This window comes from Lentzea sp. NPDC092896 (genome assembly GCF_044754905.1).
Classification (GTDB): Bacteria; Actinomycetota; Actinomycetes; order Mycobacteriales; family Pseudonocardiaceae; genus Lentzea.
In genome coordinates this window covers 479,125-505,379 of record NZ_JBIVPX010000005.1, presented here as the reverse complement: position 1 = coordinate 505,379, position 26,255 = coordinate 479,125, and the positions used below count along the sequence as shown (strand labels likewise).

Here is a 26,255-nt window from a genome sequence, read left to right as displayed (position 1 = left end):
GTGCTTACTCCTCGACCACGGTCTGACGGCGCCGCTGGCCGACGTAGGAAAGTGCGAACAGGAGGACGAACGCGAAGAGCAGGCACAGCAGCGACACCGCGATGGACACGCCCGCGTTGCGCTTGCCGAGCAGGTTCACCTGCACCTGCAGCGTGTCGAAGTTGAGCAGCGACGCGATGGTGAACTCGCCGAGCACCAGAGCGACGCTCAGCAACGACGCACCGATCAGGGCGACGCGGATGTTCGGCACGACGATCTTCCACAGCACCGTGAACCACGACGCGCCGAGGCTGCGCGCGGCTTCGGCGAGCGTCTTCAGGTCGATCGCGGCGAGACCGGCGTCGACCGCGCGGTAGGCGAACGGCAGCACCAGGATCGTGTACGCGAACGTCAGCGTCAGCGGTGAGTCGCCGAGGAAGAAGTTCACCCACGCGTAGAGCGGTGCCATGCCGACCACCAGCACGATCGCGGGGATCGCCAGCGGCAGCAGGCACAGGAACTCCACGAGCCGTTGCAGCTGGGGAAGCCTGAGCCGGATCCACGCCATCGTCGGCACGAGCAGCACCAGCATCAGCACCGCACTCGTCACCGACAACAGCAGCGAGTTGACGAGAGCCTCCATCAGGCCCTCGTCGTCGACGATCGACGTCCACGACTCCAGGCTGCGGCTGCCGCCCTTGCCGCGCGTGGAGAACTCCGCCATCGCGATCAGCGGCAGGATGAAGTAGACGCCGAGGATCAGCAGGATGATCGTGCGCAGGACGCGCTGCTTCACTAGCGAACCCACTTGGCCACCCTCTTCTGCAGCAGCACGTTCACGCCCATCGCGATGCTGACCACGATCACCATGCCGAGGCCCAGCGCCTTGCCCAGGTTCTCCTGGCCGAGCACGACCTCACCGGTGAGGAACCCGCGGATCTGCAGCGGCACGATCGGGCTGCCCTGCGAGACGAGCGCGGCGGCCGTGGCGTAGGCGCTGAAGGCGTTGGCGAACAACAGGAGCAGCGCGCCGAGGAACGGCGGCGTGAGGATCGGGCCGCCGACGTGCCGCCAGTACGTCCAGCTCGTGCCGCCCAGGCTCGCGTTCGCCTCACGCCACTGCGGGCGCAGGCCGTCCAGCGCGGGCAGGAACACGATGACCATCAACGGGATCTGGAAGAACGTGTAGACGAGCGTCAGACCAGGCAGGTCGAACAGCCACGCGCTGCCGGCGAACAGGTCGATGCCAACGTTGTCACGCAGGAACTTCGTGACGAGACCTTCGAAGCCGACCGTCGCGAGGAACGCGAACGCCAGTGGCACGCCACCGAACTGGGCGAGCACACCGCTACCCGCGACGACGATCCGGCGCAGCATCCCCTCGGGGTTGCCGACCGCGATCGCCCACGTGAGCAGCGCGCCGAAGATCGCGCCGATGACCGCCGTGAGCGCGGAGAGTTCGATGCTGCGCACGAAGGCGTCGAAGACAACGCCCGTGAACAGGGTCGTGAGGTTGTCGAACGTGAACGCGCCGTTGGAGTCCTGGAAGGCACCGAACAGCACGAGCACCGTGGGGTAGACGAGGAAGGTGCCGACGAACGCCAGGAACGGCACCGCGACGAGCCAGGCGGCCACAGATGGCCGACCGGCGGCCCCACCCTTCTTCGGGGCAGGACCGCCGGGCTTTGCCGCCGCTACGGGAGCGACTGAGGTCATCCGATGGCCTGCGCCCAGGTCGCGGTGAGAACGGCCTTGGCCTTGTCGGCCTGCGCCTGCGTCTGGAACACCTGCTTGCCCTCGGTCTTCGGCAGCTTGTCCTTCGCCGCCTTGTCCGCCTTGTCACCCATCTTGTCCAGGCGCACCGGGCGGGACATGCCCTTCAGGTACAGGTTCTGGCCCTCGTCGGAGTAGAGGAACTCCTGCCACAGGCGGGCGGCCGCGGGGTGCGGCGCGTCCTTGCTGATGGCCTGGTTGTAGTAGGCGCCGATCTGCGCGTCGGCCGGGACGACGACCTTCCAGTCGAGCTTGCCCTTGAGCTTCTCGGTCTGGGCGGCGTTGGTGTAGTCCCAGTCGATGACGACAGGCGTCTGACCGGACTCGATGGTCGCGGGCGACGGGTCGACCGGCTGGAAGTTGCCGGCGGCCTTGAGCTGCTTGAAGAACTCGACACCGGGAGCGATGTCGTCGGCGGAACCGCCGTTGCCCAGCGCCGCCATCATGACGCCGGAGAACGCGGCACCGGCCTGCGTCGGGTCGCCGTTGAGCGCGACCTTGCCCTTGTACTCGGGCTTGAGCAGGTCCTTCACGCTCGTCGGCGCCGGCACCTTCGCGGCGTCGTAGCCGATCGACATGAAGCCGCCGTAGTCGCCGTAGTACGCACCGTCCGCGTCCTTGAGCTCAGCGGCGATGTCGTCCCACGTGCTGACCTTGTAGGGGGCGAACAGGTCCTTGTTGGCCAGCGCCACGTTCAGCCCGAGGTCGAACACGTCCGGCGCGCGGTCGTTGCCCTTGAGCTGCTTGGCGGCGTTGATCTCCTCCTGGCTGGACGCGTCCGGCTGGGCGGAGTCGACCTTGACGCCGTACTTGGCCTCGAAGGCCTTGATGATCTCGCCGTAGTTCGCCCAGTCCGGGGGCAGCGCGATGACGTTGAGCTTGCCCTCCTTCTTGGCGGCCTCGACCAGCTTGTCCATGCCGCCGAGCTCACTCGCCGACTTCGCGGTTCCGGCAGCACCAGCCGGCGTCTCCTTGGCGGGCGGGGCGCCACAGGCGGCCACCGCCAGCACCAACGCGCCGACGCCAATCAACTTCGTCGTGACGTTCCCTCGCTTCAGCACGAGCGGAGGATTGGCTCGGGATGCTTTCGTTGTCAAGCCAGCCGCGCCGGTTGAGACCTTCTCGACTCCTACCGTGAATTCTCGGCGTCCCCGGGGTTGCCGCCGAATGCTTTCCGCGCTTCGCTGAGGTGTTGTGCCGAGATCCCGGTACCGGGATCGACGTGGACGAGCGCGGTGGTCAGGTGCCGTCGCTTGTGGACGAACTCCTCCCGGCGCGCCGCGTGCAGCCCGAAGTCGTCGTCGAACCAGACGAGAGGTCTCTCGTAGGCGTACCTGGCGACCGCCGGGTACTTCCAGCCGGTCGCGTCGTGGAACTCGATCACCTTGAGCGGCGGAAGGCCCAGACGCGGTCCGATCTCGGTGTTCGCCCGGTGCAGCCAGGTCGTGGCCCAGGCGAGTTCGGCGCCGGTTTCGTCCGCCAGCTGTCTCAACTGGTCGCCGTGACCGGGGTCGAGCCAGATGCGGAGCCTGCGCCGCCAGCCGACCTTGAGGTCGAACGGCCGGTAGTTGCCCGGCTTGGGGTTAGCGGCCCACGGGTTGAGCGGCCCGTCGACGTCGATCAGGATCAGCGGTCTCACCCCGTCCAGCATGCCCGGACGGCCCGCCCGGTGGTCGAAAACGCCCGCCCCTGTTCGTATAGGGGGCATGTTCACCGATGAGGAGATCGCTTACCTGCGCGAACAGCCCCTGGCCCGCCTGGCCACGATCAACGAGGACGGCTGGCCGGACGTGGTGCCGCTGGCGTTCGAGTACGACGGCACGCACCTCTGGGTCGGCGGCGCGGGTGACCAGGTCAGGAACACCCGCAAGTTCCGCAACATCACCGCCGGCCGCCGCAAGGTGTCGCTCGTGGTCGACGACCTGGTCTCGTTCACCCCGTTCGTCGCGCGGGCGATCCGCGTCTACGGCACCGCCGACGACCCGGAGACCCGCACCGGCATCGTCGGCCCCGGCGTCTACTGCCGGATCACCCCGACCAGGATCTGGGCGTGGAACATGGCGGGCGATCCGGTGGGCGAGACCTGGTACGAGCCCCGCCGGTCATGAGGCCCTGCGCGCGGGGCACACCGCCGCGCTGCCCCACCGGGCGCCGTAGAGCAGGCCGGGCAGCAGGCGCCGGAACCGCAGGTGGATCTCCCCCGCCCGGTCCACGGACTGCGTCGTCCCGACCGGCTCCGCATCGGACCGCAGCACGCCGTCGAACGCCCGCACCAGCCGCTTGCGGTCGTGCTCGAACCGCACGCGCAGGTCGAACACCTCGCACGGCCGTTCGGGCACGTGCAGCACGCACGGACGCATGGCGTCACGGTGGGACAGCCGGTAACGGATCGCGAAGTCGTGGGTCTCGCCCCGCGCCAGTGGTTCGGCCGGGACGAGCCGGAAGCCGGGCCGGTCCAGGTTGCCCCGGTCCTGCAACGTGCCTCCATACAGGAGCTGCGCCTCCACGTCCCGCCGGTGCACGGGGAACGCGGCGACGAAGTCGAACGACGTCACCCCGTCCTGGTTCACGACGATCTGGTAGCGCTCCAGCACCTCCGGCCGTTCCTGGTCCAGCATCACCGCCACGGCCAGTTCCGCGGTGTGCCAGCCGCCCGCGTCCCGGCGCATGGTCGTCGCGGCGAGCTCCGCCAGCTGGTCCACTGCCTCGTCGACGCGGCGGCGCACGGTGCGGGCGTCGCGGTCGATCGTGGCCGCCAGCCAGCCGACGCGCTCCTGGTAGAGCGGGTGCCGGACGTCCGAGATGAGGCCGAACGCCACCCGTGCCGCGAGGTGCAGGTCCTCCGGGAGCTGCTCGACCAGGTCCGTCAGCCGGGTGACCAGCTTCTGCTTGGCCGCGACCGCCCCGTCGGCCTCGGTGATCCCGCACGCCGCGGCCAGCGCCGGACCGATCTTGTCCGTGATCCGTCCCGCGTGCACCCCTCGCCCCTTGCGGAGGGTCTTCAGCTCCTGGACCAGGCTCGCCGTCGTCATCCCCGGTTCTCCTCCCCTTGCGTGCTCACGTGCTGCGGAGGCAGGTTGCGTCGGCCATGTGGACGAGAAGTGGACACGCCGTGGATCGGTCAGACGTGGTCCGGGCGCAGCACCGTCCGCGCCACCGACGAGGCCAGCGCGATGCCCAGCCGCACCCCGTCACCGCCGAGGAAGACCCGCGAGCTGCCGATGCGGTCGAGCGTGGGCTGGTCGACGGCCCCGAACCCGAACGCGATCATCTCCGGGCACGAGGTCGTGGCGCTGAGCCGTTCCAGCGCGGCGGGCCAGGCGGGATCCGTGGCCCTGCCGTCCGAGACGAAGAACAACATCGGTCGCCGCACGCGCAGTCGCTGCGCCTTCAGGCTCTCCACGTCGCGCTCGATGACGGTGCGCACGAGGGTGAACGCGGATCCGAAGGCAGAACCCGATTCCTGGCGCGGTCGAATAACTTCGAGCGGATCGAGCGCGGGCGACAAAGGCCGCACGACCAGCGGCCGTTCCGCGAAAACGACCACGCAGAGCCGAATCTGGGCACCGCTGCGGCGATCCGCGTGGACCACACCGCGGAACTCCCGCATGCCGGCGTTCACCTCGTCGATGTGGCCGGCCATCGAGAAGGACACATCGCACACCACGTAACAAGGCAACACCTCACGGTCCATGCCGTGCACCGTTACCGGATCGCGTTGATCAAACGTGGACAAAAAGCTGATTCGGTGACACGCAGACGGGACCTTGCGCGACATTCCCCCCAGACGAGAGCTTCAGACCGGGAGGCGGCGTGGAATTTCGAATGCTGGGTCCACTGGAGGCGTGGCACGACCACACCGCCGTACCGTTGGGGGACCAGCAACAACGCTTCATCCTCGTCGTACTCCTGTTGCACGCGAACAAACCCGTGTCACCCGAACGGATCACCGAGATCGTGTGGCAGGGCAACCCGGACCGGCGGAGCCTGGTCCGCAGCTACATCAAGCGCCTGCGCACGGCGTTCGAACCCACCGATGCCGAGATCGAGACGACGGCGACCGGGTACGTGCTTCGCGTCGACGAGGACCAGATCGACACGGTCCGCTTCGACCGGCTGCGCGGGGAGGCTGCGCTCGCCCAGCAGGACAACGACCAGCGCCGGGCCATCGACCTGCTGCGCGAGGCGGTGGCGTTGTGGCGCGGCCGGTTCCTCGACGACATCGACATCGACAGGGTCGGCGGCGCCGAGGTGTTCGTGCCGACGGAGAGCTACCACGACGCGCTCGGCGACCTGGCCGAACTGGAACTCGTCACGGGCGACCACCGGTCGGCGAGGGACCGGATGCGCCGCGCCACCCGCACCTCCCCCGACCACCAGAAGTACGCCGAGCTCCTGATGCGGGCGTTGATCGCCGGCGGCGACGGCGCGGGTGCGCTCCGGGTCTTCGACACCGCGTCCGGTGCGCTCGCCGAGTCCGGCATCGAGCCGGGAACCGTGTTGCGCAACCTCGCGGAACGCGCCCGGCGCGGTGAACCGGCCAGTTCGCTGCCGTCCCGCCCCGGCGCGTTCACCGGCCGGTCCGACGAGCTGGACAAGATCGCCGCGGCCGCCGCCGGTTCGGACGAACGGCGCGCCGTGTGGATCAGCGGCCCACCCGGCGTCGGCAAGTCCGACCTGGCCGTCGAAGCCGCGCACCGCCTGCGCGACCGGTTCCCGGACGGCCAGCTCCTGGTGCGCCTCAACGGTTTCACGCCGAACGTGGCGCCGATGTCCGTCTCGGACGCGCTGAGCCAGCTGCTCACCGACCTGGGCGTGCCCGCGGAGCAGATCCCCGACACGGTGGGCCGCAAGGCGACGGTCTACCAGTCGCGGCTCTACGGCACGAAAACGCTGGTGGTGCTGGACAACGCGGCGTCACCCGAGCAGATCCGGCCGTTGCTGCCCGAGACGCGCGAGTGCTTCGCCGTCGTCACGAGCAGGAAGATGGGCGAGCCGGACATCAGCGATCACGTGCGGCTGGCTCCGATGCCGGCCGGCGACGCGTCCGCGCTGTTCCAGAGGCTGACGAACGGCTCGTCGCGCGTGCGCGGCAGGTCCGCGGACGTCGCCGGGCTCGTGAAGCGATGCGGGTACATGCCGGTGTCGATCACCGTCGCGGCGGCGTTGCTGCGCAAGCACGACAGGTGGTCGCTCGACTACCTGATCGGCCAGCTGGACGACACCGGGGCGTGGCGGGAGGACGGCGCCGCGATCCACGCCTCCTACCGGCAGCTCGACGCCCACCAGCAGCAGGTCTTCCGTCTCTTCGGACACCTGCCGGGACCCGACGTGGACATCGTCGGCGCCGCGGCGCTCATCGGCACCGACATCGCCGTCACTCGCAAGCTGCTCCACGACCTGCACGAGGTCTGCCTGCTGGAAGAGGTCGCGCCGGAGCGGTACCAGATGCTGGACTCCATCAAGGAGTTCGCCGCTCTCGAACCTCCCTCCGCGGGCGCGTTGGAGCGCCTGCTCGACTTCTACCTCGTGACGCTCGCGGACGCCGTGAACGTCGCGTACCCGTTCGACCGCGCCGCCCTGCCCTCCGTCGAACGGGAAAGCCCGCGGAGTCTGCGGTTCGCGCTCGAGGACGAGGCGATGGCGTGGATCATCGCCGAACGCGACAACCTGATGGCCGCGATCAAGCAGGCGGACTCGGACCGCGCGTGGCTGCTCGCCTCGTTGATCTGGCGGCACTTCAACACCGCGAACCGGATCGACGACTGGATCGACGCCGTCAGTTCCGTGCGGCCGGACGGCGACTACGGCCGAGCACACGTCCTCTACCGCCTGTCCATCGCCAACGACCGGCGTGGCCGGCACACCGAGGCGCTGGACCTGGCCGGACAGGCGCTGGCGTGCTGGACCCGGCTGGGCGACGTGGCCGGTGAGGCCGCGGCGTTGTGCGCGATCGGCATCTCGGAGATGCAACTCGGTCCGCACGACGAGGCCATGAGGCATGTCGAGGCCGCGCTGGCGAAGTACGAGCAGTGCGGGGACGTGCGCGGCCAGGGGCACGCGTTGAGCTTGCTCGGCTACCTCAACGAGCAGCACGGCAGGTACGAAGTCGCGGTGGCACAACAGGAAGCCGCCGTGCGGTTCCTGCGGGAGAGCGGCCACCGGCAAGGGCTCGCCCACGTGCTGAACAACCTGGGAGCGAACCAGCAGCACCTGGGGATGCTCGAGGAGGCGATCCTCCATCACCTGGAGGCGCACGAGATCGCGGTCGAACTCGACGACCTCTGCGTGGCGGCCTACGCGTTGACCAACATCGCCGACGCCCACCGGCTCGCGGGCAGGTTCCCCGAAGCGGTGCACCACCACGACCTCGCGGCCAGGGCCGCCGCCGGGCTGGCCGACGCGGAACTGCGGGGAAGCCTCCTGCGCGACCGGGCGGCCACGGAGAAGGACCGCGGCCGGCCGGGCGCGGCGCTGCTGCTCTACCAGGAGTTGCTGGACGTGGCCACGGGTACCGGCAACCGCACGCACGAGTCGTACGGCCAGATCGGCGCCGCACGAACGTTGCACGCTCTGGGCCGGCACGCGGAAGCCGTGGCGCACTGGGAAATGGCCGAGGCCGTGTACCGCGAGCTCGACCAGCCGGAGGCCGAGGAGGTGCGGCGGGAACGGGCCGAGCTGACGTGCGCGTGCGGTCAGCGGTGAACGAACAGTCGTTTCAGATCGGGGTAGACCTCGCGCACGGCACCGTGGTTGTGCCACCGGCCCAGGATTCTGGCGAGCTGCCTCAGCTCGGTTCGCACCGTCGCGGAGTCGACGTGCGCCGCGTGGTCCAGGGTGAAGGCGAGCGTGCGGCAGCTCTCGTCGACCTCGCCCGACAACGCGAGCGCGAGCGAACGCCGGGCGCCGAACCTCGCCAGGCTGCGGCGGGACGTGGCCGGCACCAGCGCGAGCTGCCGGTCCAGCACGACCGCGGCCTCGGCGTTGAGCCCGAGATCGGACAACGCCCAGCCCCTGGCCAGTTCCAGCGGGTCGGGAGCGCTCGACCCGAGCACCGGGTACGGGCTGTCCGGCGCGGCGATCTCCATCTGACGCGCGGCACGGTCGAACGCCCGTTCCGCGGCACCCCGGTCGCCCGCGAGCGCGTGGCCCTGCGCCTCGCGCCGGGCGGCCAGGGCGAGGACGCGTGAGCCGGCCCTGCCAATCCACTGCGCCTGCTGTGCGAGGTTGATCGTGGCGGACGCGTCCCTGCGGTAGAGCGCCAGGCCGGCCTCCCGCACGAACGCGTAGCTCGCGATGTCCGGATCTCCCGCCGCACGGGAGAGTTCGGACGCGTGCCTGGTCCACCACAGCTCGCCCTGCTCGTCACCCGCCTCCTGGCACATCCAGCCGGTGTACTCGGCGATGCGCGCGGCGAGCAGGAGCAGCCGGGTGCCCACCGGTCCGGCGTTCTCCCGCGCCATGCCGTGCATCGTGTGCTGCAAGGCGCGCAGCGGTTCGAGCACCACCTGCGGACTGGTCCGCAGTCCCAGGCCGCGCAACTGTTCGAACGAGGAGCGCATCCCGGCGATCACGTGTTCGTCCGGCACCGGCCGCCCTCCGCTGCCGGCGAACGCGCCGACGCCGAGCATCGTTCCGGCCACCAGCACCTGACGCCGATCGAGGCCCCTGGTGTCCCGCGAGGACGGCGTGTGGGCGGCGGCCTCGACCAGCCGGCCACCGACGTCCAGCACCCCGTCGCACAGCCGCGCCACCGTCGGGGTCGGCGGTTTGAGATCGTTCTCGATCTTGCTGAGATAACCCTTGCTGTAATGGATCAGCTTGGCCAGCTGTCCCATCGACAGTCCCGCCGCGATGCGGTGTGCGCGCAGCAAATCACCAAAAGTTTCGGACATGATTGCCTCCCGCTCCGGCGTCTACCGAGTACATCATCCCGACCGTTCCTCCGCAATCGCCCCGGCCGTTTCGAGAAATGGCCGGGGCGCATTTGCGTCAGGTCATCCGTGCCACGGGTTGCCGTGGCCGTCCTGGGTCTCCGTGGTGGTCGTCGTGGGAGGCGGCGGCGGGTTGCCGTCCGCGTTGGCCGCGACGCCACCGGAAAGGGAGGCGGCGACGGCGAGTGCGGTCAGCAGGGTGGCGCCACCCGCGACGAAAGTGGACACGATTTTGGACATGGCGAATCCTCCGAAGGGAGTCGGAATTGATTTCCGGATTTCGCCCGCTCTCTGCGGGCTCCCTTCGAGCATTCGTCCTGGAAAAGCCTGAAAACAGGTGTTTCCCGTTGCCCACCGAGGTGGTCAACACGTCCACTCCTCATCCACTTCTGGTCAACACCGGCCGTGGATGCTGCACGCGCCCGGCCGCCGGCCGGTCGTCATCAGGGAGGTTTGGAGTGACCGAATCCGCGACCTGCGACATCGCCGTGTCGTTCGCAGAGGAACAGCGCGCCGTGGTCGACGAGGTGGTCGAGGCGTGCCGTCAGCGCGGCCTGACCGTGCTGGAGAGCAACGACCTGCCGCAGGCAGAGGTGCGCTTCCTCGTGCCGTTCGTGTCCACCGTGGACGAGATCGTGAACGACCGCGAGCACGTGCTGCCGGTGCTGACCGGCGAGCAGCCCACGTCGTCGAACGTGACGTACCTGCGGGCGGACGAGCATCTCGTCAACACCCTCGTCGCCCGCATCGAGGCCGCCGAGACCGCGGGCCACGACCGCGTTCCCGTCGCCGACCTGGTGGCGGCGCTCAAGCAGCCGGAGCCTCCCGCGCCCAGCAGCGCCCTGCGCACCCTCGCCGAACAGTTCGCCGCCGCGTCCCCCGCACTCACCAGGCGCGGTCTCGCCGGCACCCTGCACCTGGGCGGCACGACGGTCGCGGTGCGCGTCGAACGGGCGAACGACGCCGTGTACGCACTCGAAGTGCGCGACGACGACATCGTGAACTTCGTCGTCCTGGGCGAGTCCCCGGAGCTGTTCTCCACGCTGTGGCAACGAATCGAGGACATGCTGACCGCGACCGCGTGACGCGAAAAGGGCGGTGCCCCCGTCGTGGGGACACCGCCCTTTCTCACTGCTTGGCTCGTTCGATCACTTCCTCCAGCCGCAACGGGCTGGGCGGGTGATGACTCAGGCACAGCGGAGCGAGCATTCGCCGGAACCCGAACGTGTCCCCGGTGACGTAGAACTGCCCGCGTTCGAGCCGCGAGATGTCCGTGATCGAACTTCCCTTCGCTCGCGCCATCTCCGTGGCCGCGGCGATCTGCGCAGGACTGTTCAAGCGCCCGAAGAACTGCGTGGTCGCATTGCCGGTGACCTGGTTGTGCACGCCTTTGGGCGCCTGCGTCGCCAGCAACAACCCGAGCCCGTACTTACGAGCCTGTGACGCCAGCAGAATCGTCGTCTGCGTGCTGGCCGTCGCCTGCCCGGAAGGCGCGATCGTCTGCGCCTCGTCCATCACCATCAGCCCGCCGAGCGGCCGATCCACAGCGGGATTCCGCTTGATCCAGGCGAACACCTCCAGTTGCAACTGGCTGATGAACCCCTGCCGCTGCTCGTCGGACGCGAGCCCGACGAAGCTGATCACCGAGATCCGCGCCTTCTTCCCCTGCGAGGGCTCGAACAACACCCCGGGATCCGTGGCCTCTCCAGTGCCCGCGAGCAGCGGATCGTTGACCATCGCGGCCCTGAGCGTCTCCGCCAGATCAGCCGCCGTGGCCGTCGCCGAGTACAACTTGCTGACGCCGTCCGGCAACTCGGCCAACAGGTCCACGAGCCCGTTCAGGTCCCGCCTGTCGTTGCGCGCGTAGTACTTCAACGCCTCCTTGAGCACCGCCCGCCCGCGAACGGCGAACTTCGTCTCGTTGGCAATCCGCGCATGAGGCACCAACCGAGCCACAGCGGCCTCGACAGCAGCCCCGAACTCGTCCTCATCCCCTCGCACCAAGGCGAAATCGGGCAGGGGATGAAAACTCAGCGGCCGCCCGGCAGCCCGTCCAGGCGTCCACACCACAACCTCAGTCCCGGCAAAGTACTCGGCGGCCAAAGCGTCATCGCCCGCCCGCCACTCCCCCGGAACCTCAGGCCAGGCGTCCCCGAGCCGGGCCAGGTCGTTGTTGGGATCCAGCACGATCGCCGAAACACCTTGCAGCGCACACTCTTCGACGATCCGGCGCAACAACACGGTCTTCCCGCTGCCGGACCCGGCGAACACGATGGCGTGCTTGCGCAACGACTCCAGCTCGATCCGGATCTCGCCGTCCATCCCGAGCACGATCGCTCCGTCGGCCCGCGGCTCAGACCGCGGCTGGAGCGTCTGCTGGGGCGTCGCCTGCTCCGGCCGCGGCGGAGGGCGTGTCTCCTGGTGCCCGCTCCTGGTCCCGCTCCTCGCCGGATCCGGCAGGATCTTCCGCAGGAACGTGTTGCTGCTGGCCGGTTTCCGCGCCACCAGCCATGCGAGCAGCTGGTGCGACTGCGACAACCACATCTCCTTGAGCGCGATGAACGTGCGCAGGTCGTCGTCGGACACGTCGACGCTCTTGCCGCCGCGCTGCACGAACTCCGCGACCTCACCCTTCGTCTTCGCCCCGGTCCAGCCGGTGGAGCCCTTGCGGATCAGGACGAGGTGCCTGCCGCGTCCGTCCTCGGCCGCCGCACGCGCGTTGCGGAACTTGCGCAGCACCTTGTTGCCGTGACTGCTGGCGATCAGCCGGAAGACCCAACGCTCCTCGACGTCCCGTTCCTCGTCCACGGTGTGCCGCAGGCTCGCGTGAAGACTCTTGTCCTGGGCCTGGGGCTCGGGATGCCACGCCAGATCGTCGTTGCCGATCTCGGTGACCCACGACCTCAGCCCTGCCAGCAACAGCGCCGGCATCACGTCGTCCTCGTTCTGCGACCTGACTTCGGCGGCGGCGGGCGCGGCCTTCTCCCGCAGCCGCGCGAACTTGGCGTCGAGTTCGGCGAGGTAGTCCGGTACGGGACCTGCCTTGGGCGCGGACGGGACCGCCGGCGCGGGCGTCTCCTGCTGTTCCGGCTCCTGGAACGAGCGGAGTTCCCGGACCTCGCCGTGCAGGCACGCCTCCGCGTGGGAGTGAAGGCGCTTGAGCAACGTGCGCGGGGTCTCTTCCCTCCAGTCTTCTCCGAACGCCTCCGCCGCCACCGGCCAGGTCGGGTGAGGAGGCGTGATCCCCTTGCTCTGGTAGATCACGGCGAGCCACTTCGCCACGAGTGTCCTGGCGATCGAGGGATCGGTGACGGAGCCCAGGATCGGTGTCAGCGTGAACCGGTCGCCGACGGTGTCGCTGGCCGCCTGGCGCAGCTTGATCCACGTGGTGGGCAGGCAAGCGACGATCGTCAGCGTTCGCCGGGTGATCTCGCGCAGCTGCATCAGCCCGTCCGACATGAGCGCGAGCTCCCGCGCCTCCTCCGGGCTGAGATCATCCTCGATGAGGTCGAGGGTCTTGTTGACGACGGTGTCCAACTGGTCGATCGCGACCACACAGGGACCGGTCATCGCGAGGACGCGCGAGATGTCCCGCACCACCTGCTGCGAGGACTTCGTCCTGGCGGACAGGCCCCACCCGCGGCGCTCCCCGTCCGCGTCGTCCAGCCCCTCGAGGTAGTTCCTGCCGATCGACGAATGCCTGGACGCGTACAGCACCAGCGCGCGGATCACCTCGTCGCACTCGCTAGCGATCCGGGCGTCGACCTTGCGCAGCCCGTCGATGAGAGCGGTCAGGTGATCGGGCTTCAGCGGCGCCTCGTTCACGATCGCCTTGGTGACCTGCTCGGACATGTCGGCACCCCGGCACAACTGCCGCAGCAGGAGGATGAGCTGGAGCTGGCCGCTGTCGTCGGTGCGGAGCAGCTCGCTGCGCATGGAGTCGGCTACGTCGTCCCAGAACATCGCCGCCGAGGTGACCTCGATCAGGAAGAAGTAGCCACCGGTTTCCTGCACCATGCTGCGCACGGTGCCCAGCAGGTGGGTCTTGCCGACACCCTTCCGCCCCTGCAGGACGAGCCCGATGGGGTTGGAACCGGTGCTGTCCCTGGCATCCGCGATCGCTGTCCGGATGCGGTGCTCCGCTCTCGTGTGCAGACCGTCGACGTGGGACGGCGAGGTGCGCCAGACGTCGTCCGGGGTCTCGGCGGAGTTGAACCGCAACGCGGCCAACGCTTCCCGCAACTGCGCGGTCACGACTCCTCCATCGCCACGAGGTGCAGATCCTCGCTGCCGACCCGCAGTGCGGCGGCGTGGTCTTCGGCGGTGAGCACCTTGGTGTTGGACTCGGGCGCCAGGTGGACGGTGCCGGTCTTCATCATCTTCACCAGCGTCTCGTCGACCTCGCCCTTGTCCGCGCCGTTGAGCCGGGGCCGGATGCGGGCGAGCCGGATCCAGTCCTGCGCTTCGACGGCCAGTTCCTCGTAGACGGACCGGATCAACGACTCCAGGTCCCGGGACCGGATCACCTCGATGAGCGTCCCGCGGGCATCGTGGTGCAGGACGAGCTTCCGCAGCAGCCCGAAGCCAGCGCGTGCGTACGACGGCGTCCTCGGCGGCAGCTCACCATCGACAAGATCCTTCAGGCACCAGGTGATTCCTTCGTCGGTGATCTCGTGGACCATCGGCGTGACGGTGTCGTCCGTCCGGATCAAGCCGGCCTTGTTCAACTTCTCACGACCGGGCTTGGTGAGCCTGACCTGGCTGCCCAGCTCCGTGTTGGGCATCGCCCGATTCGCCAGGACCAGCACAATCAGCACCGCACGTTCCGGGGCGCCAAACTTCTCCGGCATCACGCCGCCTTTCTCAGTCGGTGAACGCGTCGAGTCGTCGATCGATCCGGGCGAGCAGCTCTCCCACGGCGGCTCGCAGCTCCGGTGGCATCGGGGTCCTGGCGCCGTTGCCGTGCGCCTTGCTGATCAGTGCGAGATCAGCCGAGTGGTCGTGGAGCAGTTCCATCGCGCCGCTGTCGAGCGCCGCTGTCATGCCGTGGACGGCTTCCTGGACGAGCACGAACCGGCCGGCGTAGGGCATCTCGTCCGGAAGGCCTCGCAACGCGGTCGCGGCCGCCATCAGTGCCTCGTGGTTCGGTTCGTGCTCGGGGGTCCCCTGGATGAGGGCGTGCAGCTGCCGCGCGACCAGCTCCGGACGCGCGCCGAGTTCCAGATGCCGCAGATTGCGCAGGAAGCCCGGTAGCTCGTCTCGATCCGTGTTCTTCGTCAGCACGCAGAACAACTGCCGCTGATCGCCTTCGGGCCCGATGGTGTGCCGCAGGAAGCGCTCGGCCTCGGTGATCTGCCACCGGCTCGCCAGTCCGTCCACCAGGAGGCACAGGTGCTCGGCCGGATCACCGGTCTTCTCGAGGATCTCCGGGTCGCCGGACACCGAGCGATCTGCCCGCAGCCCGAGCGCGGTCAGTTCGGTGATGAGCTCCTCGGTGGCCTTCAACAGCGTCCGGGGACTGGACACCAGCAGGTCGAGGTCGAAGTCGCGGTGGTGGTTGCGCGCGGCCGCGACGTAGGCGTCGCGGTTGTCCTCCAGCACGTCGGTCCGGTCGAACCCCTGCGCGATCACCGCGGCGATGGTCTCCAGCGCGTACGAGATCTGGTCGGGGGACGGGACGAGCTCCTCCAGCACCGGCAACTGCTCGCCGAAACTCCAGTAGGAGACGTACGGGACCGTGAGATGCCGCAGCATCAGATCTTCCGGAACGCTCTTGACGAGCCAGTTCTCGAACAGCGGGGCGACCACCGCGGCGCACTTGCGCTGCCACTTGTCCGCACGTTCGTACTCGACCCGGTTGTCCAGCCGGGACAGCACGGGGAGCACGGTGTGCCGGGGCCGGTCGTAGGGCATCCGGTCTCGCGCGTCGTCGGCGCGGCGGGTGATGTCCACGACCTCGTCGAGGTTCTGGTCGTTGGCGGTGAAGACGACGACCAGGCGGTCCGGCAGGTGAGCCGTGCAGATGCCGGCTATGTCGGAGATGCCGGTCCTGCTGTCGATCAGCACGAAGTCGTGGTCGGTGGTCCAGCGGTCGCGGCACACCTCGAGGAAGGTCGCGAACCCCTTCTCGTAGAGCTTCTCCCAGTCGATCGTCTGCATCCGCTGCATGTAGGAGCGGTCCATCTTCCCCGCGGCCAGCAACTCGAGCGTGCCGTTGCCCCCTACCGCGGCCTTCACGACGTGGGTGGTGGGTTCTTTCGCGCCGGCGAGGAAATCGTGCGCGAGATCGATCACGCCCCCATTCGGTGCTGCCTGGAGCACCGGCGCGAAGTAGTGGTGCAGCCCGGGAGCTTCGAGGTCCCAGTCGATCGTGAGAACCCGATAACCCCAGCGAGCGAGCAGCACCGCGATGTTGGCCATGGTGAAACTGCGACCGACGCCGCCCTTGTACGAGTAGAAGGTGATGACGGTCCCGGCCATGGTCAGAACCTCGGTATCTGGGGTGGTGGCAGAAGAGGGGGTTCCGGTGGATCGACGTCCGGCCAGTCCGGCTGCCACGGGGGCGCCTGCTTGGCGAGCCGGACGAGATCGGCCGCGAGATCGTTCACCCGCGTGTGGAATCGAAGGTATTTCCGGCTCTGCTGATACACCGGGTCCGGGTGCGCCACGTCTTTGAAATCCACCCACGACCTTTCCTTCTCCTTGGGCGGAAAGTTCTCGGAGTCGGAGTAGAGGATCGGGTAGATCAGCCCTTGGGAGACGTCGATGCTCGCGACACCGAGCATCTCCTCTCTGGCCCGCATGCTCTTCTGCTCAGCCATGCACCAGCGCGACTCGTAGTACTGCGGCGTCAGGAGCTGGATCATGATCTTGCTGTGACGCAGGGCGTCCTGCAGGTTCGACGGCCAGTGCACGGCGCGCTCCATCGTGCGGTCGACGTACACCGTCGGAGTTGGCGCGTACTGATCTGCCAGACATTCCTTGAACTTGTTCAGGAAGTGGTTGATCAACCATCTCTGCACACTGCCGTATCGGCAGTAACTGATGAAGAAATCGTACTTGTAGGACACAGCGCACAACGGTAGGTGCGCCACCCCGGTCGATAAAAGACAAAAAAGTGGGCATTTTCAGCTGCGCCGACCGGAATTGGACAAAAACTGGATGTCTTGCGCGCTTCACCCCGGAACAGCAAGAAGCCCTCGATCATGCTGATCGAGGGCTTCTTGAGAGTGGACGATACAGGGATTGAACCTGTGACCCCTACCGTGTCAAGGTAGTGCTCTCCCGCTGAGCTAATCGTCCGAGCGGATGACGAGACTCGAACTCGCGACCCTCACCTTGGCAAGGTGATGCGCTACCAACTGCGCTACATCCGCGTGCCCCGCCGGTTTCCCGTGGTGCGAGAGGAACTTTATCCGACGGTCCCCCGAAGTTCCAAATCGGCTGATCTTGAGCTTGTAGGAGGGCGCCGGCCGACTGCGGAATAGGTGCGCGAACGACAGCGGGGCCAGGTGCGCTGTGCACCTGGCCCCGCTGATGATCCGAAGTGGACGATACAGGGATTGAACCTGTGACCCCTACCGTGTCAAGGTAGTGCTCTCCCGCTGAGCTAATCGTCCGAGGCGGAGACGGGAATCGAACCCGTGTACAGGGCTTTGCAGGCCCTTGCCTAAGCCACTCGGCCACTCCGCCAGGAGCATGACTCCACGACGGCTAGCGCCGGGGAACCACAGAGCGGATGACGAGACTCGAACTCGCGACCCTCACCTTGGCAAGGTGATGCGCTACCAACTGCGCTACATCCGCGTTCATCACTGACTTCATGATGTTGAAACAAAGCTTATACGAGCGGTTCAAGCGGGTTTCACCGGGGGGTCCCGCATCGCCATCGCGGGCCCCCTACCTCGGGTTATTCAGCTGAGGTCGTTCGAGATGAGGTGCGTGAGCGCCTCGTCGACGTTGACCCAGAGGTGCTCGTTGCCCGGCACGACGACGTCGTAGGTCCGGTCGAGGAAGTCGGCGAGTTCCTGGGCGGACGCCTCGAACATGGCGTGCCCGGAAGGCGAGCTCAGCTCGATCACGACGACCTCGGGGTCGTCGGCGGCGGGGCGGATCCGGACGTCACCGTCACCGGCGTCGGCGATGAGACCGTCGGCGAGCAAGTCGCGGGCGTAAACCCACTCGACCCAACCGGCGCGGCCGGTGCGGAACGCGGCGACGACCGCGTACGGGTCCTTTGTGTCGTATCGCAGCTCCACTTGAACCGGGACCGCGGGGGTCCTCGGTGCCAGCAGGTCGAAGACCGCTGTCGAGCGGAGCGTCACGTGATCGTTGCGCATCGTCGTTACCCTCTTCTCCCTTCCCGGTCAATGAAACGACCGAGCACCTTAGTTGTGACGTGCATGTGGCGAGGAACGCTCGCGAATCGGGCCCAGATCACCCCATCGGGTCAGCTTGACTCCGCAACGCGACCGTATGCACGCGCTCCGTGTCCTCCTCGCTCGTTAGCCGACGTTCAGCGACTCCCATCTTGCTGGGTCTAACCTGAACCCGGTACCGGCTGTTGCGCGAATGTTGGACGTGAGGACATCTCTGGTGGCTGACTCGCCCGGACCAACCGTCGCGTCGAGCGACGGCCGGCCGACTGATTTCGAGCTCGTGCAAAGACTCGCACAGGGCGATCGGCCGGCGTTCGGTGAGCTGTACGACCGTTACAGCACACCAGCGTATTCGCTGGCCAGGCGCATCTGCGTCGACCCGGACCTGGCCGAGGACGTCGTCCAGGAAGCCTTCCTCGCGCTCTGGCGGAACCCCGCCAGGTTCGACCCCGCCCGCGGAAGTTTCGGCACCTGGTTGATGACTTTGGTTCACCACCGCGCGGTGGACGCCGTACGTAAAGAGAACACTCAGCGTCGTCGGACTGTTCCCCTCACCGACGATGTCTCCCCTCCTGCCGAGGGCTCCGACCACGCAGCGTTGGTCAGCGTGGTGAGCGCCGAGGTCAGGGCGGCCCTGCACACGCTGCCGGAAGAACAGCGCCAGGTAATAGCGCTCGCCTATCTGGGTGGCTACACGCAGTGCGAAGTGGCAAAGCTGACAGGCGTACCCCTGGGCACTGTGAAATCGCGCACGTTCGCGGCGATCAGACGCCTGAGAGGCACGTTGGGGAACTTGTGGGCCGGAGAGACCGGCGAGACGACGGGAGTTCACCGGTGAACGGCGACCTGTGCGCTCAGGAGGAGCTCGCCGTCGGCTGGGCGATGCACTCCTTGGAGCCCGACGAGGAAGCACTGGTCCGCGACCACCTGCCGACCTGCACCACGTGCCAGAGCACGGTGGAGGCGACGCAGGAGGTGCTGGCGGGCATCGGCGGCGCGGTCCGCCAGGAACAACCACCACCCCGCCTGCGCGCGAGGCTGATGGAACAGATCGAGCACATCCCCCAGGAAGTGCCTGAGCAACACACCCCGCGCCACGCGGCTCCGATCCCGCTGCGCCCGCAACACCGCCGCCGCACCGGCCGCGTACTGCTGGCCGCCGCGGCAGCGTTGGCCGTACTGGCAGGCGCCGGCTACCTGGGCGTGCGCGTGAACCAACTCTCGAGCGAGGTCACGGCCGCACAGGCACGCACCGACGACCTGAACAAGGCCCTCTCCCTGGCCGCGGACCCGGCCACGAACAGGGCGGTCCTGCGCACGACCTCAGGCAACGAGGTGGCCGTGGTCCTCTCGAACCCGACCTCGGGCGCCGTGATGCCGATGAACCTCAAACCGAACGACACGGGCCACGTTTACGTAGTTTGGGGTGCAAGTACCAAAGCGCCGGTACCGTTGGCGGTGTTCGACGTGCGCGCAGGCACCACAGACCCGCAACTGCTGTCTTGGTCCGCCGACGCGCACAAGCACACGACCTTCGCGGTGTCGCTCGAACCAGGCCGCCAAGCCCCGCCGAAACCCTCGGAGGTGCTGGCAGGCGGTCAGGTTGCACCCGCCTGAATCCCAACAGGATGATCGACACATGACGAAGCCCGAAGTGAAGCCCGACGAGCACAAGGGCTGGCGCCACTGGTTCCACCGAAACCCGGCGCTCAACCTGGCCTACCGAATCGGCGTGGGCGTGATCGGCGGCCTGGTGCTGATCGCGGGCATCATCATGATCCCGTACCCGGGACCAGGCTGGCTCGTGGTCTTCGCGGGCCTGGCCATCCTCGCCACGGAGTTCGAGTGGGCAGGCCGAGTCCTGAAGTTCGCGAAGCGCTACTACGACCGCTGGGTCGCCTGGCTCAAGCGCCAGCCGGGCTGGGTCCGCGGCCTGGTGATGGCGGGCGTCTGCGCCATCGTCCTCGTCACCTGCTACTTCCTCAACGTGTTCGCACTGGTGGGAGGCTGGTTCGGCGTGGAGTGGACCTGGTTGCAGAGCCCGATTTTTGGTTCTCGTTGATGATGTTGTAGGCTATGGCCACACCGCGAGAGCGGGACAGCACCACAACAGAACACGGGCGTTTAGCTCAGCGGGAGAGCGCTTCGTTCACACCGAAGAGGTCACTGGTTCGATCCCAGTATCGCCCACAGCGTGTTTTACCTAGTCAGACGGCCTGTCGATGGATTCCATCGGCGGGCCGTTTGCGTTGCGTGGGAGCAATTTGGGAGCACGGCCTCCTGAACACATTTGCGATACCTAAACGTTCACACCGCCTCGTCCAGTCCTTCCATGATCCAGGACCACCCGCCGTCCTCTTCCCAACGGCGCTGCAGATGCGCCAGCATCCTGCTGATCATGACATCGGTCACATGCGAATAGTCATCGTCGACGTCCTTGCGCTTGTGCCCCAGCCGTTCGAGCCGCAGCACACGCGGCACACCGTCTTCCACAAGCCACGTCTCGTGCGTGTGGCGCAGATCGTGGAAGTGCATCTCCTCGTTGAGCGGAGCCCACCCGAGCGCCTCGTTGCCGGCCAGAGCGGGCAACCAGACGCGCTGCCGGAAGTTCGACCGCCGACGCAACGCACCCCTGATCCCAGGGAACACGAACCTCGAGTCAGGGTTGCGCTTGCGGTGCGCGAGCAACTCCTCGACGAGGAACGGCGGCAGGTGCACATCGCGGGCGCTGGCTGGAGTCTTAGGCGGACCGAGCACCAGCTTCTGCCCACGAACTTCGTGTAGCGCACCGAACTTCGGGTCGACCACGAGCCTCGGGTTCTCGTCGAGGTAGGTCCTGATCCACTGCAGTCCGGCCAGCTCGCCCCACCGCATACCGGTGTAGGCCGCAGTGATCGTCAGCAGCCCGTCGTCGGGCCGCATCCTGCCCGCCAACGCATCCACCTCGTCGGTGCTGGCATGTGGGCGTTCGGGCGCGTCCTCGAAGTTGATCCGCAACTTCCGGCAGGGGTTCGAGCCGATCAGCTGCTCGTCGACGGCTTCAGCGAGGATCTGAGAGAAGAGCACGAGGATGTCCTTCGCGCTCTTGTCCGCGAGGCTCTCGCGGAGTGTGTTGTTCACCCAGCCCTTCACCTTGATCCGCGCGATGTCGCCGATCGCTGTGCCGGACCAGCGGGGCAGGATGTGGTTGCGGATGTGCGAGCTGTAGGTCGACCACGTCATCGCGGTGACCCCGTGAGCGTCCGACCACTCTCGGATCCACTCGTCGATCGTCGTCTTCGCCAATCGAGGGTCAGCGAACTGCTGCCGCCGCTGGTCGGACTCCACATCCGCAGCACGGTCGTTCGCCGCAACTTCTGTTTCGAAACCTTTTTCCGAGAAGACCGTTCCGTCGTCGAGCCGGTAGCGGACACGCCAATCGCATCCATGCTTTTCAACCCAGGCCATTCTTCTTCCCTTCCGGGGGCTTGACCGAATGCGCCGAATCGGCACGATCAGATGAACGCTCGGTTCAAGGAAAAGAACAACCTAAATGTGTTCATCAGCCTGCGGACGCCTTGGCTTGCCTGTCGAACGACGACGAGCAGGTTGCCGTCCAGCCGCTCGGCTGCGGGTAGACGAGTTGCGGCAAGAGCAGACCACGACGCTCGCAGGCTGCGCAGCGGCCGCAGCGACACCTTCAAGGTCTTGCCGTGAGAAGCGCAGATGCTTACCCAGAAACGTGCAGGGCACGGACCTTCGGGCAGCCCGCCGCCGTAGCCAGGACTCCCGCACCTGCAACAGATCGGCCGCTTGCGTCGGGGTGTACAAAATCTGCGCTGCATCGCCCGCTGCCTGGCCCGCTGGCGAATGAGATCCGGTTCCTGCACCATCGCCGTCGCCGGCCGGGTGACCAACTGGCGACGGCGGTTCTGAAGGCTGGTCTCGAACGCCCGCGGTTGAATCACGCATAGACAAATAGCCGGCGCGAAGCGGCTCCGATGGTGGTTGACAGCCAGTCTGGCGGCGTTGGCGGTGTCGAATCATGGGTGTCCCCTTCAAGCCGGGCGCGCCCCGCTGACGCGAAGGCGCGGATGACACCCCTGAACTCCGATTTGCAGAGCTCTTGGGGACAACTTCGAAGGCTCTTTGCTGCGCTGCCCGCGTGCAGCCGCTCGCGAGCGCTCGGCTCTACGGAACACCAGAGGCTGAAGAGCCGGGCACGATGTTCAGTGCACTCTGCGCTGCCGGGTTTTGTCGGTGGCGGTTGTTACCGTCTTCTGATGGCACCGTGGCCGCCCATCAGTCGGGAAGACCTCCTGGTCGCTGCGAACGCACCAGGCTTCGACACCGATCTGCCTGTACTCGTGCGTCGTCTCATCGCGGAAACCGGACGCGAGATCACCAGGCTCCACCTGCCTGGCGGTTCGGGTACTTCTGCGGGTGGGTTCGACGGGGTCGTCGTCGCCGGCAACCAGACCACCTTCGTACCCGCGGGGATGTCTGTGTGGGAGCTGTCGGTTGAACGAGCTGCCCAGACGAAGGCAGACAGCGACTACAGCAAGCGCCTCGCCGGGCCGGACGGAGAAGATCCCAGCGACATCACCTACGTTCAGGTCGGACTAAGGCCATGGACGAAGGCTTCACGTTGGGCGAAAGACCGCCGTGCCGAGGGACGCTGGCGGGATGTCCTGGCTTACAACGTTGATGATCTTCACACCTGGCTGGAGGCGGCGCCCACAACGGCCGCTTGGCTTGCAGAACGCCTCGGCAAGTCCGTCCCAGGTGTCCAGGACGCGCAGCTCTGGTGGGACAGCGTCTGGTTGCCGTCGACGACGGTGCCGCTCGATGCGCCAGTCGTTCTGGCAGGACGAGAAGCCGCTGCGACGGAGCTTCTGAGTGCTATGGAGTCCGAGCAGACGATCATCACTGTCGGGGGCGGCGTTCGAGGCGATGAGCTTCGAGCGTTCGTCGCCGCCGCGCTGCGGATCGCGCCAACGTCAGATCAGGTCGCCGCCAGGACTCTGTTCGTCTTTTCACGAGACGCCCTACTCCAGCTACTCGACCGACCCGAACCTCTCGTGCTCGTCATCGGCGACTCAGAGCTTGTGTCGAACATCCCCCTTGCACACAAGCATCGACTGATTGTGCCAGCCGCGATGGGCGTGAAGGCCAAGGTCGAGGTTCCCCGCATCGACGGTGAGATGGTCGCTCAACTGTTGCTCGACAACGGTTTCGACCACGGCCGTGCTTATGCGCTCGGGACGCTCGCACGCCGTAGCGTCCCCGCGTTGCGGCGCACTCTGGCCAGATATCCCGACGCCTTGGTGCCGGGTTGGGCGCGATCGCCCTCGTTGATCCTGCGTCGTCAGCTGTTGCTCGGCAGTTGGGACGGCCAACACCCGGCCGACCGCAGTGCGGTCGAGGAATTCACCGGCTTGACCTATGCCGAGCTCCAGGATGCGAACCGGCCGACTGCCGGCGGCACCGACGATCCGTTCCTCGGCGCCCTGCACGAGCAGTGGCACGTAGTCGCGCCTGACGACTCCTGGGACCTGATCGCTCCCCATCTCACCTCCATGGACCTCGACCAGTTCGAGAACATCGCGCTGCAGGTCCTCAGCGAAGTCCAGCCACAACGCGATCAGTTCGGCTTCGTGCACGCGAACGACCTCTTGGGCCGGTACTCAGCAGCGCTTCGCCGTGGCGTTGCTCGAACGCTCGCGATGCTCGGTGCGAGCGAGGGGCTTGTCACCCTCGCTGGCGGTGCGACCGGATCCGACATCGCACGTCGAGTGGTCAGCAAGTTGCTTGCCCTGGCCAACGAGGACGGCACGTACGGGCTGTGGGGATCGCTCAGCGACCTGCTGCCGAATCTCGCAGAGGCTGCGCCTGTGGAATTCGTCCAGGCGGTGCGCTTTGGACTACGAGGAGAGGAGCCTCTCCACAGCGCGATGTTCGCCGACCAGCCACCTACGAGGATCGGCTTCCCCTCCCAGTCCCCTCACCTAGGGTTCATCCGTGCGCTGGATGTACTTGCCTGGTCGTCCGATCACTTCGATGACGCTGTCGACATTCTGGCCAAGCTCGCAGGAATCGATCCGGGCGGCTCCTGGTCGAACCGGCCTGCCCGCAGTCTCGAGGAGATCTTCAGCTGCTGGCACCCCGAGACCAGCGCCGACCCAGCTCACCGGCTCAAGGCCCTGAAACGACTACTACGAACCACACCTCAGCAGACCCGGGCACTCCTCGTCTCGCTGATTCCGAACTCGCACGGCTTCCAGTCGCCACACAACACACCCAGGTACCGAGACTGGAAGCGCGAGCAGCAGATCACCGATCAACAATTTCGCGAGAACGTCGCGGGAGTTGTCGATCTGCTTCTGGAGGACGGTGGTGACGACCCCGCGCGACTTTTGCTGCTCGTCGAGAAGCTTGACCGGATCTCATCTGCACACAGGAGCGCCGTCGCGACCAAGCTGGCCGTCGTCGGCGATACCGCAGATGACGAGGTTCGGGCTCGACTGGCGGACGCCTTGCGACTCAAGATCGCTCAATACCGCGGGTTCGCCGACTCCGACTGGGCCCTACCAGAGGCGGAGCTGCAGACGCTCGACCAAGTCCTAACCAGACTCGAGCCGCAGACACCTGTTCTGCGCTTCGCGTGGCTGTTCAAGAGCGGCCACGTCATGATGCATGACCGGAAACGGCCGAGCGACTTGGTCGCGTTCGCAGAGGAAACGCGGAGGCGGCGCGCCGCTGCTATGGGCGAGATCCTCGAAGCTGGCGGACTGCCAGCCGTTGACGCTCTTACCGCTACGACCGACTACCCGTACTTGATCGGCAGAGCTCTCGCCGACCAGGCGAATGGCTTCGACTCCGAGATGCTCATCCGACTCACGGAACCAGACTCTCCAAATCGTCAGGTCGCAGTTGCGTATCTGCAAGCTCGGTTGTTCGCCGGTGGCGTCCCCCTGCGCGACGAACTCCTTGCTCGGACCGAGGAACCTTCAGTACAGGCGATCATCCTCAATGCCGCATCTGACCCTCCCTCAGCATGGAAGGCACTGGAAAACCTGCCGGCAGTTGCTGAGCACTACTGGGCGAACTTCAACCACTACGAGGTTGGCAACTCGCCCGAACACATCATCACCGCGCTCCTCGGCTTACTGACCGCCCGTCGGCTTGTCGCTGCGCTACAGCTGGTGTCTCACCACGCTGAAGAAATCGACGCCGCGGAGATCGCCGAACTCACCGTGCGAGTCCTGGTCAGCCTGCTCGAGCAATCCGCGCTCCCGCCCGAGTTCCAACAGCTGTCGAGCTACGACTTTCAGCGGATCTTCGCGTTCTTGGCCAGGCATCGAGAGTCCATCGGGATCCAGCAACTGGCGAACCTCGAGTGGCAGCTCTTCCCCCTGCTCGACTCCGGGGGCGGTGCCCCCACCCTGCACGCAACGCTGAGCGAGGAGCCTTCGTTCTTCGCAGAACTCATCTGCCGCGTCTACAGGAGGGAGGACGAGGAGCCGGACGGTTCACAGGCCGTGCCCGAGGAACGGCGGCTTATCGCATCTCGCGCATACCAGGTGCTCTACGCGTGGCGCCGTTGCCCAGGCATCGGGTCTACAGGGACCGTCGAAAGCGAGCTGCTTCGAACCTGGGTGAACGGAGTCCGTGACCGGTTGAGCGAGGCGGCCCGATTGGAGTCAGGGGACAGCCACATCGGTCAGATATTGGCCTACGCGCCGCCTGACCAGGACGGACTGTTCCCTCCGCGCGTGGTTCGCGACCTGCTTGAGGAGCTTCAGAGCGACGCGATCGATAGCGGCCTCGAAATGGGCATCTTCAACAAACGCGGCTTCACCTCCAGGGGAGCCACGGAAGGCGGGACGCAGGAGCGAGATCTGGCGCAGCGGTACCGAGATCTAGCTTCTGAGTCTTTCGACTGGCCACGAACGCGCGGCGTCCTCCGAGGCCTTGCAGAGTCGTACGAGCACTACGCCCGCCAGGTGGACGAGAGAGCAGAGCAGCTTCGGCGTGGCCTCCCCGACTGATCTTCGTCATGTACGCGCCGACCTGACGTTCGGAGCTGTCGGCAGACGGCCGCTAGTTGACCACTGCATCCGACGCCGCGCGTCTGATCGAACATACGTGCGAATACAATGATAGGTTCTCGCGCCATGGATCGGCAGCTTCTCGAACCGTCCCAAATGGA

Annotated in this window: 22 protein-coding genes and 6 tRNA genes; 8 read left to right on the top strand and 20 right to left on the bottom strand. The window is 66.9% G+C overall.

Features of this window, described 5'->3' with window-relative positions; all coding sequences use genetic code 11:
* Positions 1 to 4 precede the first annotated feature (4 nt).
* The 4 genes from ACIQF0_RS26790 to ACIQF0_RS26775 all read right to left on the bottom strand — a co-directional run bounded on the left by ACIQF0_RS26790 (position 5) and on the right by ACIQF0_RS26775 (position 3,391).
* Positions 5 to 787, bottom strand: a complete 783-nt coding sequence (locus ACIQF0_RS26790; RefSeq protein WP_245822219.1) for an ABC transporter permease — start codon at positions 785 to 787, stop codon at positions 5 to 7.
* Positions 775 to 1,695 carry an ABC transporter permease gene (locus ACIQF0_RS26785; RefSeq protein ID WP_401033524.1) on the bottom strand — a complete coding sequence of 307 codons (921 nt, stop codon included), beginning with the start codon at positions 1,693 to 1,695 and terminating at the stop codon, positions 775 to 777. Before ACIQF0_RS26785 ends, ACIQF0_RS26790 begins: the two co-directional genes overlap by 13 nt.
* Positions 1,692 to 2,813, bottom strand: coding sequence for an extracellular solute-binding protein (locus tag ACIQF0_RS26780; RefSeq protein ID WP_360031632.1), 1,122 nt, complete (start codon positions 2,811 to 2,813; stop codon positions 1,692 to 1,694). The genes ACIQF0_RS26785 and ACIQF0_RS26780 overlap by 4 nt, the downstream gene beginning before the upstream one ends.
* Before the next feature lie 68 nt (positions 2,814 to 2,881).
* Positions 2,882 to 3,391: an HAD domain-containing protein gene (locus tag ACIQF0_RS26775; protein WP_401033521.1), complete on the bottom strand. Its 510-nt coding sequence runs from the start codon at positions 3,389 to 3,391 to the stop codon at positions 2,882 to 2,884.
* A gap of 67 nt (positions 3,392 to 3,458) precedes the next feature.
* On the opposite strand from ACIQF0_RS26775, the gene ACIQF0_RS26770 reads away from it, so the two are divergent.
* Positions 3,459 to 3,860 carry a PPOX class F420-dependent oxidoreductase gene (locus ACIQF0_RS26770; RefSeq protein WP_401033520.1) on the top strand — a complete coding sequence of 134 codons (402 nt, stop codon included), beginning with the start codon at positions 3,459 to 3,461 and terminating at the stop codon, positions 3,858 to 3,860.
* On the opposite strand, the gene ACIQF0_RS26765 is transcribed toward ACIQF0_RS26770, so the two are convergent.
* Both ACIQF0_RS26765 and ACIQF0_RS26760 read right to left on the bottom strand, forming a co-directional pair.
* Complete coding sequence (locus ACIQF0_RS26765; RefSeq protein WP_401033518.1) at positions 3,855 to 4,784, bottom strand: hypothetical protein; 930 nt, start codon at positions 4,782 to 4,784, stop codon at positions 3,855 to 3,857. The two genes, ACIQF0_RS26770 and ACIQF0_RS26765, sit on opposite strands and share 6 nt — an antisense overlap.
* 89 nt (positions 4,785 to 4,873) lie before the next feature.
* Positions 4,874 to 5,446, bottom strand: coding sequence for a hypothetical protein (locus ACIQF0_RS26760; RefSeq protein WP_401033516.1), 573 nt, complete (start codon positions 5,444 to 5,446; stop codon positions 4,874 to 4,876).
* Between the two features lie 131 nt (positions 5,447 to 5,577).
* Here ACIQF0_RS26760 and ACIQF0_RS26755 point away from each other — a divergent pair, with 131 nt between their 5' ends.
* Positions 5,578 to 8,457, top strand: coding sequence for a BTAD domain-containing putative transcriptional regulator (locus ACIQF0_RS26755; RefSeq protein ID WP_401033514.1), 2,880 nt, complete (start codon positions 5,578 to 5,580; stop codon positions 8,455 to 8,457).
* On the opposite strand, the gene ACIQF0_RS26750 is transcribed toward ACIQF0_RS26755, so the two are convergent.
* On the bottom strand, positions 8,448 to 9,647 hold the full coding sequence (locus ACIQF0_RS26750) for a multiprotein-bridging factor 1 family protein (RefSeq protein WP_401033512.1): 1,200 nt from the start codon (positions 9,645 to 9,647) through the stop codon (positions 8,448 to 8,450). The genes ACIQF0_RS26755 and ACIQF0_RS26750 overlap by 10 nt on opposite strands.
* A 102-nt stretch (positions 9,648 to 9,749) precedes the next feature.
* Entirely contained in the window at positions 9,750 to 9,926 is a 177-nt protein-coding gene (locus ACIQF0_RS26745) for a hypothetical protein (RefSeq protein WP_360031645.1), read from the bottom strand.
* Between the two features lie 218 nt (positions 9,927 to 10,144).
* Here ACIQF0_RS26745 and ACIQF0_RS26740 point away from each other — a divergent pair, with 218 nt between their 5' ends.
* Positions 10,145 to 10,771 (top strand): hypothetical protein, encoded by a 627-nt coding sequence (locus ACIQF0_RS26740; RefSeq protein WP_401033509.1) that lies wholly within the window; start codon positions 10,145 to 10,147, stop codon positions 10,769 to 10,771.
* Positions 10,772 to 10,814: 43 nt separating this feature from the next.
* Here the strand turns inward: ACIQF0_RS26740 and ACIQF0_RS26735 are convergent, their stop codons facing one another.
* From ACIQF0_RS26735 to ACIQF0_RS26690, 10 genes are all read right to left on the bottom strand, one after another.
* Positions 10,815 to 13,940, bottom strand: a complete 3,126-nt coding sequence (locus tag ACIQF0_RS26735) for an ATP-binding protein (RefSeq protein WP_401033507.1) — start codon at positions 13,938 to 13,940, stop codon at positions 10,815 to 10,817.
* Positions 13,937 to 14,536, bottom strand: a complete 600-nt coding sequence (locus ACIQF0_RS26730; RefSeq protein ID WP_401033505.1) for a hypothetical protein — start codon at positions 14,534 to 14,536, stop codon at positions 13,937 to 13,939. The genes ACIQF0_RS26735 and ACIQF0_RS26730 overlap by 4 nt, the downstream gene beginning before the upstream one ends.
* Before the next feature lie 13 nt (positions 14,537 to 14,549).
* Entirely contained in the window at positions 14,550 to 16,166 is a 1,617-nt protein-coding gene (locus ACIQF0_RS26725) for a tyrosine-protein kinase family protein (protein ID WP_401033503.1), read from the bottom strand.
* A gap of 2 nt (positions 16,167 to 16,168) precedes the next feature.
* The gene (locus ACIQF0_RS26720; RefSeq protein WP_401033501.1) at positions 16,169 to 16,756 is read right to left on the bottom strand and encodes a TIR domain-containing protein; all 588 of its coding nucleotides are present in this window, start codon (positions 16,754 to 16,756) and stop codon (positions 16,169 to 16,171) included.
* 160 nt (positions 16,757 to 16,916) lie between these two features.
* A tRNA-Val gene (locus tag ACIQF0_RS26715) sits at positions 16,917 to 16,988 on the bottom strand.
* Between the two features lies 1 nt (position 16,989).
* Positions 16,990 to 17,062: transfer RNA gene (locus ACIQF0_RS26710), tRNA-Gly, on the bottom strand.
* A gap of 171 nt (positions 17,063 to 17,233) precedes the next feature.
* Positions 17,234 to 17,305, bottom strand: a tRNA-Val gene (locus tag ACIQF0_RS26705).
* 1 nt (position 17,306) lies between these two features.
* Positions 17,307 to 17,378, bottom strand: a tRNA-Cys gene (locus tag ACIQF0_RS26700).
* A 41-nt stretch (positions 17,379 to 17,419) separates the two neighbouring features.
* A tRNA-Gly gene (locus ACIQF0_RS26695) sits at positions 17,420 to 17,492 on the bottom strand.
* 107 nt (positions 17,493 to 17,599) lie between these two features.
* The gene (locus ACIQF0_RS26690) at positions 17,600 to 18,025 is read right to left on the bottom strand and encodes an SsgA family sporulation/cell division regulator (protein ID WP_030477975.1); all 426 of its coding nucleotides are present in this window, start codon (positions 18,023 to 18,025) and stop codon (positions 17,600 to 17,602) included.
* Between the two features lie 256 nt (positions 18,026 to 18,281).
* Between ACIQF0_RS26690 and ACIQF0_RS26685 the strand changes: the two genes are divergently transcribed.
* From ACIQF0_RS26685 to ACIQF0_RS26670, 4 genes are all read left to right on the top strand, one after another.
* Complete coding sequence (locus ACIQF0_RS26685; protein WP_360031657.1) at positions 18,282 to 18,902, top strand: sigma-70 family RNA polymerase sigma factor; 621 nt, start codon at positions 18,282 to 18,284, stop codon at positions 18,900 to 18,902.
* Entirely contained in the window at positions 18,899 to 19,681 is a 783-nt protein-coding gene (locus tag ACIQF0_RS26680; protein ID WP_401033498.1) for an anti-sigma factor domain-containing protein, read from the top strand. The genes ACIQF0_RS26685 and ACIQF0_RS26680 overlap by 4 nt, the downstream gene beginning before the upstream one ends.
* A 22-nt stretch (positions 19,682 to 19,703) precedes the next feature.
* A complete protein-coding gene (locus ACIQF0_RS26675) occupies positions 19,704 to 20,126 on the top strand; it encodes a TIGR02611 family protein (RefSeq protein ID WP_401033496.1) in 423 nt (140 codons plus the stop codon).
* A 56-nt stretch (positions 20,127 to 20,182) separates the two neighbouring features.
* Positions 20,183 to 20,254, top strand: a tRNA-Val gene (locus ACIQF0_RS26670).
* Between the two features lie 117 nt (positions 20,255 to 20,371).
* Here ACIQF0_RS26670 and ACIQF0_RS26665 read toward each other — a convergent pair.
* Both ACIQF0_RS26665 and ACIQF0_RS26660 read right to left on the bottom strand, forming a co-directional pair.
* Positions 20,372 to 21,511: a tyrosine-type recombinase/integrase gene (locus tag ACIQF0_RS26665; protein ID WP_401033494.1), complete on the bottom strand. Its 1,140-nt coding sequence runs from the start codon at positions 21,509 to 21,511 to the stop codon at positions 20,372 to 20,374.
* A gap of 81 nt (positions 21,512 to 21,592) precedes the next feature.
* Entirely contained in the window at positions 21,593 to 22,015 is a 423-nt protein-coding gene (locus ACIQF0_RS26660) for a helix-turn-helix domain-containing protein (protein WP_401033909.1), read from the bottom strand.
* A 311-nt stretch (positions 22,016 to 22,326) separates the two neighbouring features.
* Here ACIQF0_RS26660 and ACIQF0_RS26655 point away from each other — a divergent pair, with 311 nt between their 5' ends.
* On the top strand, positions 22,327 to 26,094 hold the full coding sequence (locus ACIQF0_RS26655) for a hypothetical protein (RefSeq protein ID WP_401033493.1): 3,768 nt from the start codon (positions 22,327 to 22,329) through the stop codon (positions 26,092 to 26,094).
* Positions 26,095 to 26,255: the final 161 nt, after the last annotated feature.

Bases quoted from the DNA above. Each gene is read 5' to 3' on its own strand.
- ACIQF0_RS26675 (WP_401033496.1), top strand. From the start codon at position 19,704: ATGACGAAGCCCGAAGTGAAGCCCGACGAGCACAAGGGCTGGCGCCAC.
- ACIQF0_RS26690 (WP_030477975.1), bottom strand. From the start codon at position 18,025: ATGCGCAACGATCACGTGACGCTCCGCTCGACAGCGGTCTTCGACCTG.
- ACIQF0_RS26730 (WP_401033505.1), bottom strand. From the start codon at position 14,536: ATGCCGGAGAAGTTTGGCGCCCCGGAACGTGCGGTGCTGATTGTGCTG.
- ACIQF0_RS26750 (WP_401033512.1), bottom strand. From the start codon at position 9,647: ATGTCCGAAACTTTTGGTGATTTGCTGCGCGCACACCGCATCGCGGCG.
- ACIQF0_RS26760 (WP_401033516.1), bottom strand. From the start codon at position 5,446: ATGGACCGTGAGGTGTTGCCTTGTTACGTGGTGTGCGATGTGTCCTTC.
- ACIQF0_RS26655 (WP_401033493.1), top strand. From the start codon at position 22,327: ATGGCACCGTGGCCGCCCATCAGTCGGGAAGACCTCCTGGTCGCTGCG.
- ACIQF0_RS26785 (WP_401033524.1), bottom strand. From the start codon at position 1,695: ATGACCTCAGTCGCTCCCGTAGCGGCGGCAAAGCCCGGCGGTCCTGCC.
- ACIQF0_RS26725 (WP_401033503.1), bottom strand. From the start codon at position 16,166: ATGGCCGGGACCGTCATCACCTTCTACTCGTACAAGGGCGGCGTCGGT.
- ACIQF0_RS26770 (WP_401033520.1), top strand. From the start codon at position 3,459: ATGTTCACCGATGAGGAGATCGCTTACCTGCGCGAACAGCCCCTGGCC.
- ACIQF0_RS26755 (WP_401033514.1), top strand. From the start codon at position 5,578: ATGCTGGGTCCACTGGAGGCGTGGCACGACCACACCGCCGTACCGTTG.
- ACIQF0_RS26765 (WP_401033518.1), bottom strand. From the start codon at position 4,784: ATGACGACGGCGAGCCTGGTCCAGGAGCTGAAGACCCTCCGCAAGGGG.
- ACIQF0_RS26660 (WP_401033909.1), bottom strand. From the start codon at position 22,015: ATGCGTGATTCAACCGCGGGCGTTCGAGACCAGCCTTCAGAACCGCCG.
- ACIQF0_RS26665 (WP_401033494.1), bottom strand. From the start codon at position 21,511: ATGGCCTGGGTTGAAAAGCATGGATGCGATTGGCGTGTCCGCTACCGG.
- ACIQF0_RS26745 (WP_360031645.1), bottom strand. From the start codon at position 9,926: ATGTCCAAAATCGTGTCCACTTTCGTCGCGGGTGGCGCCACCCTGCTG.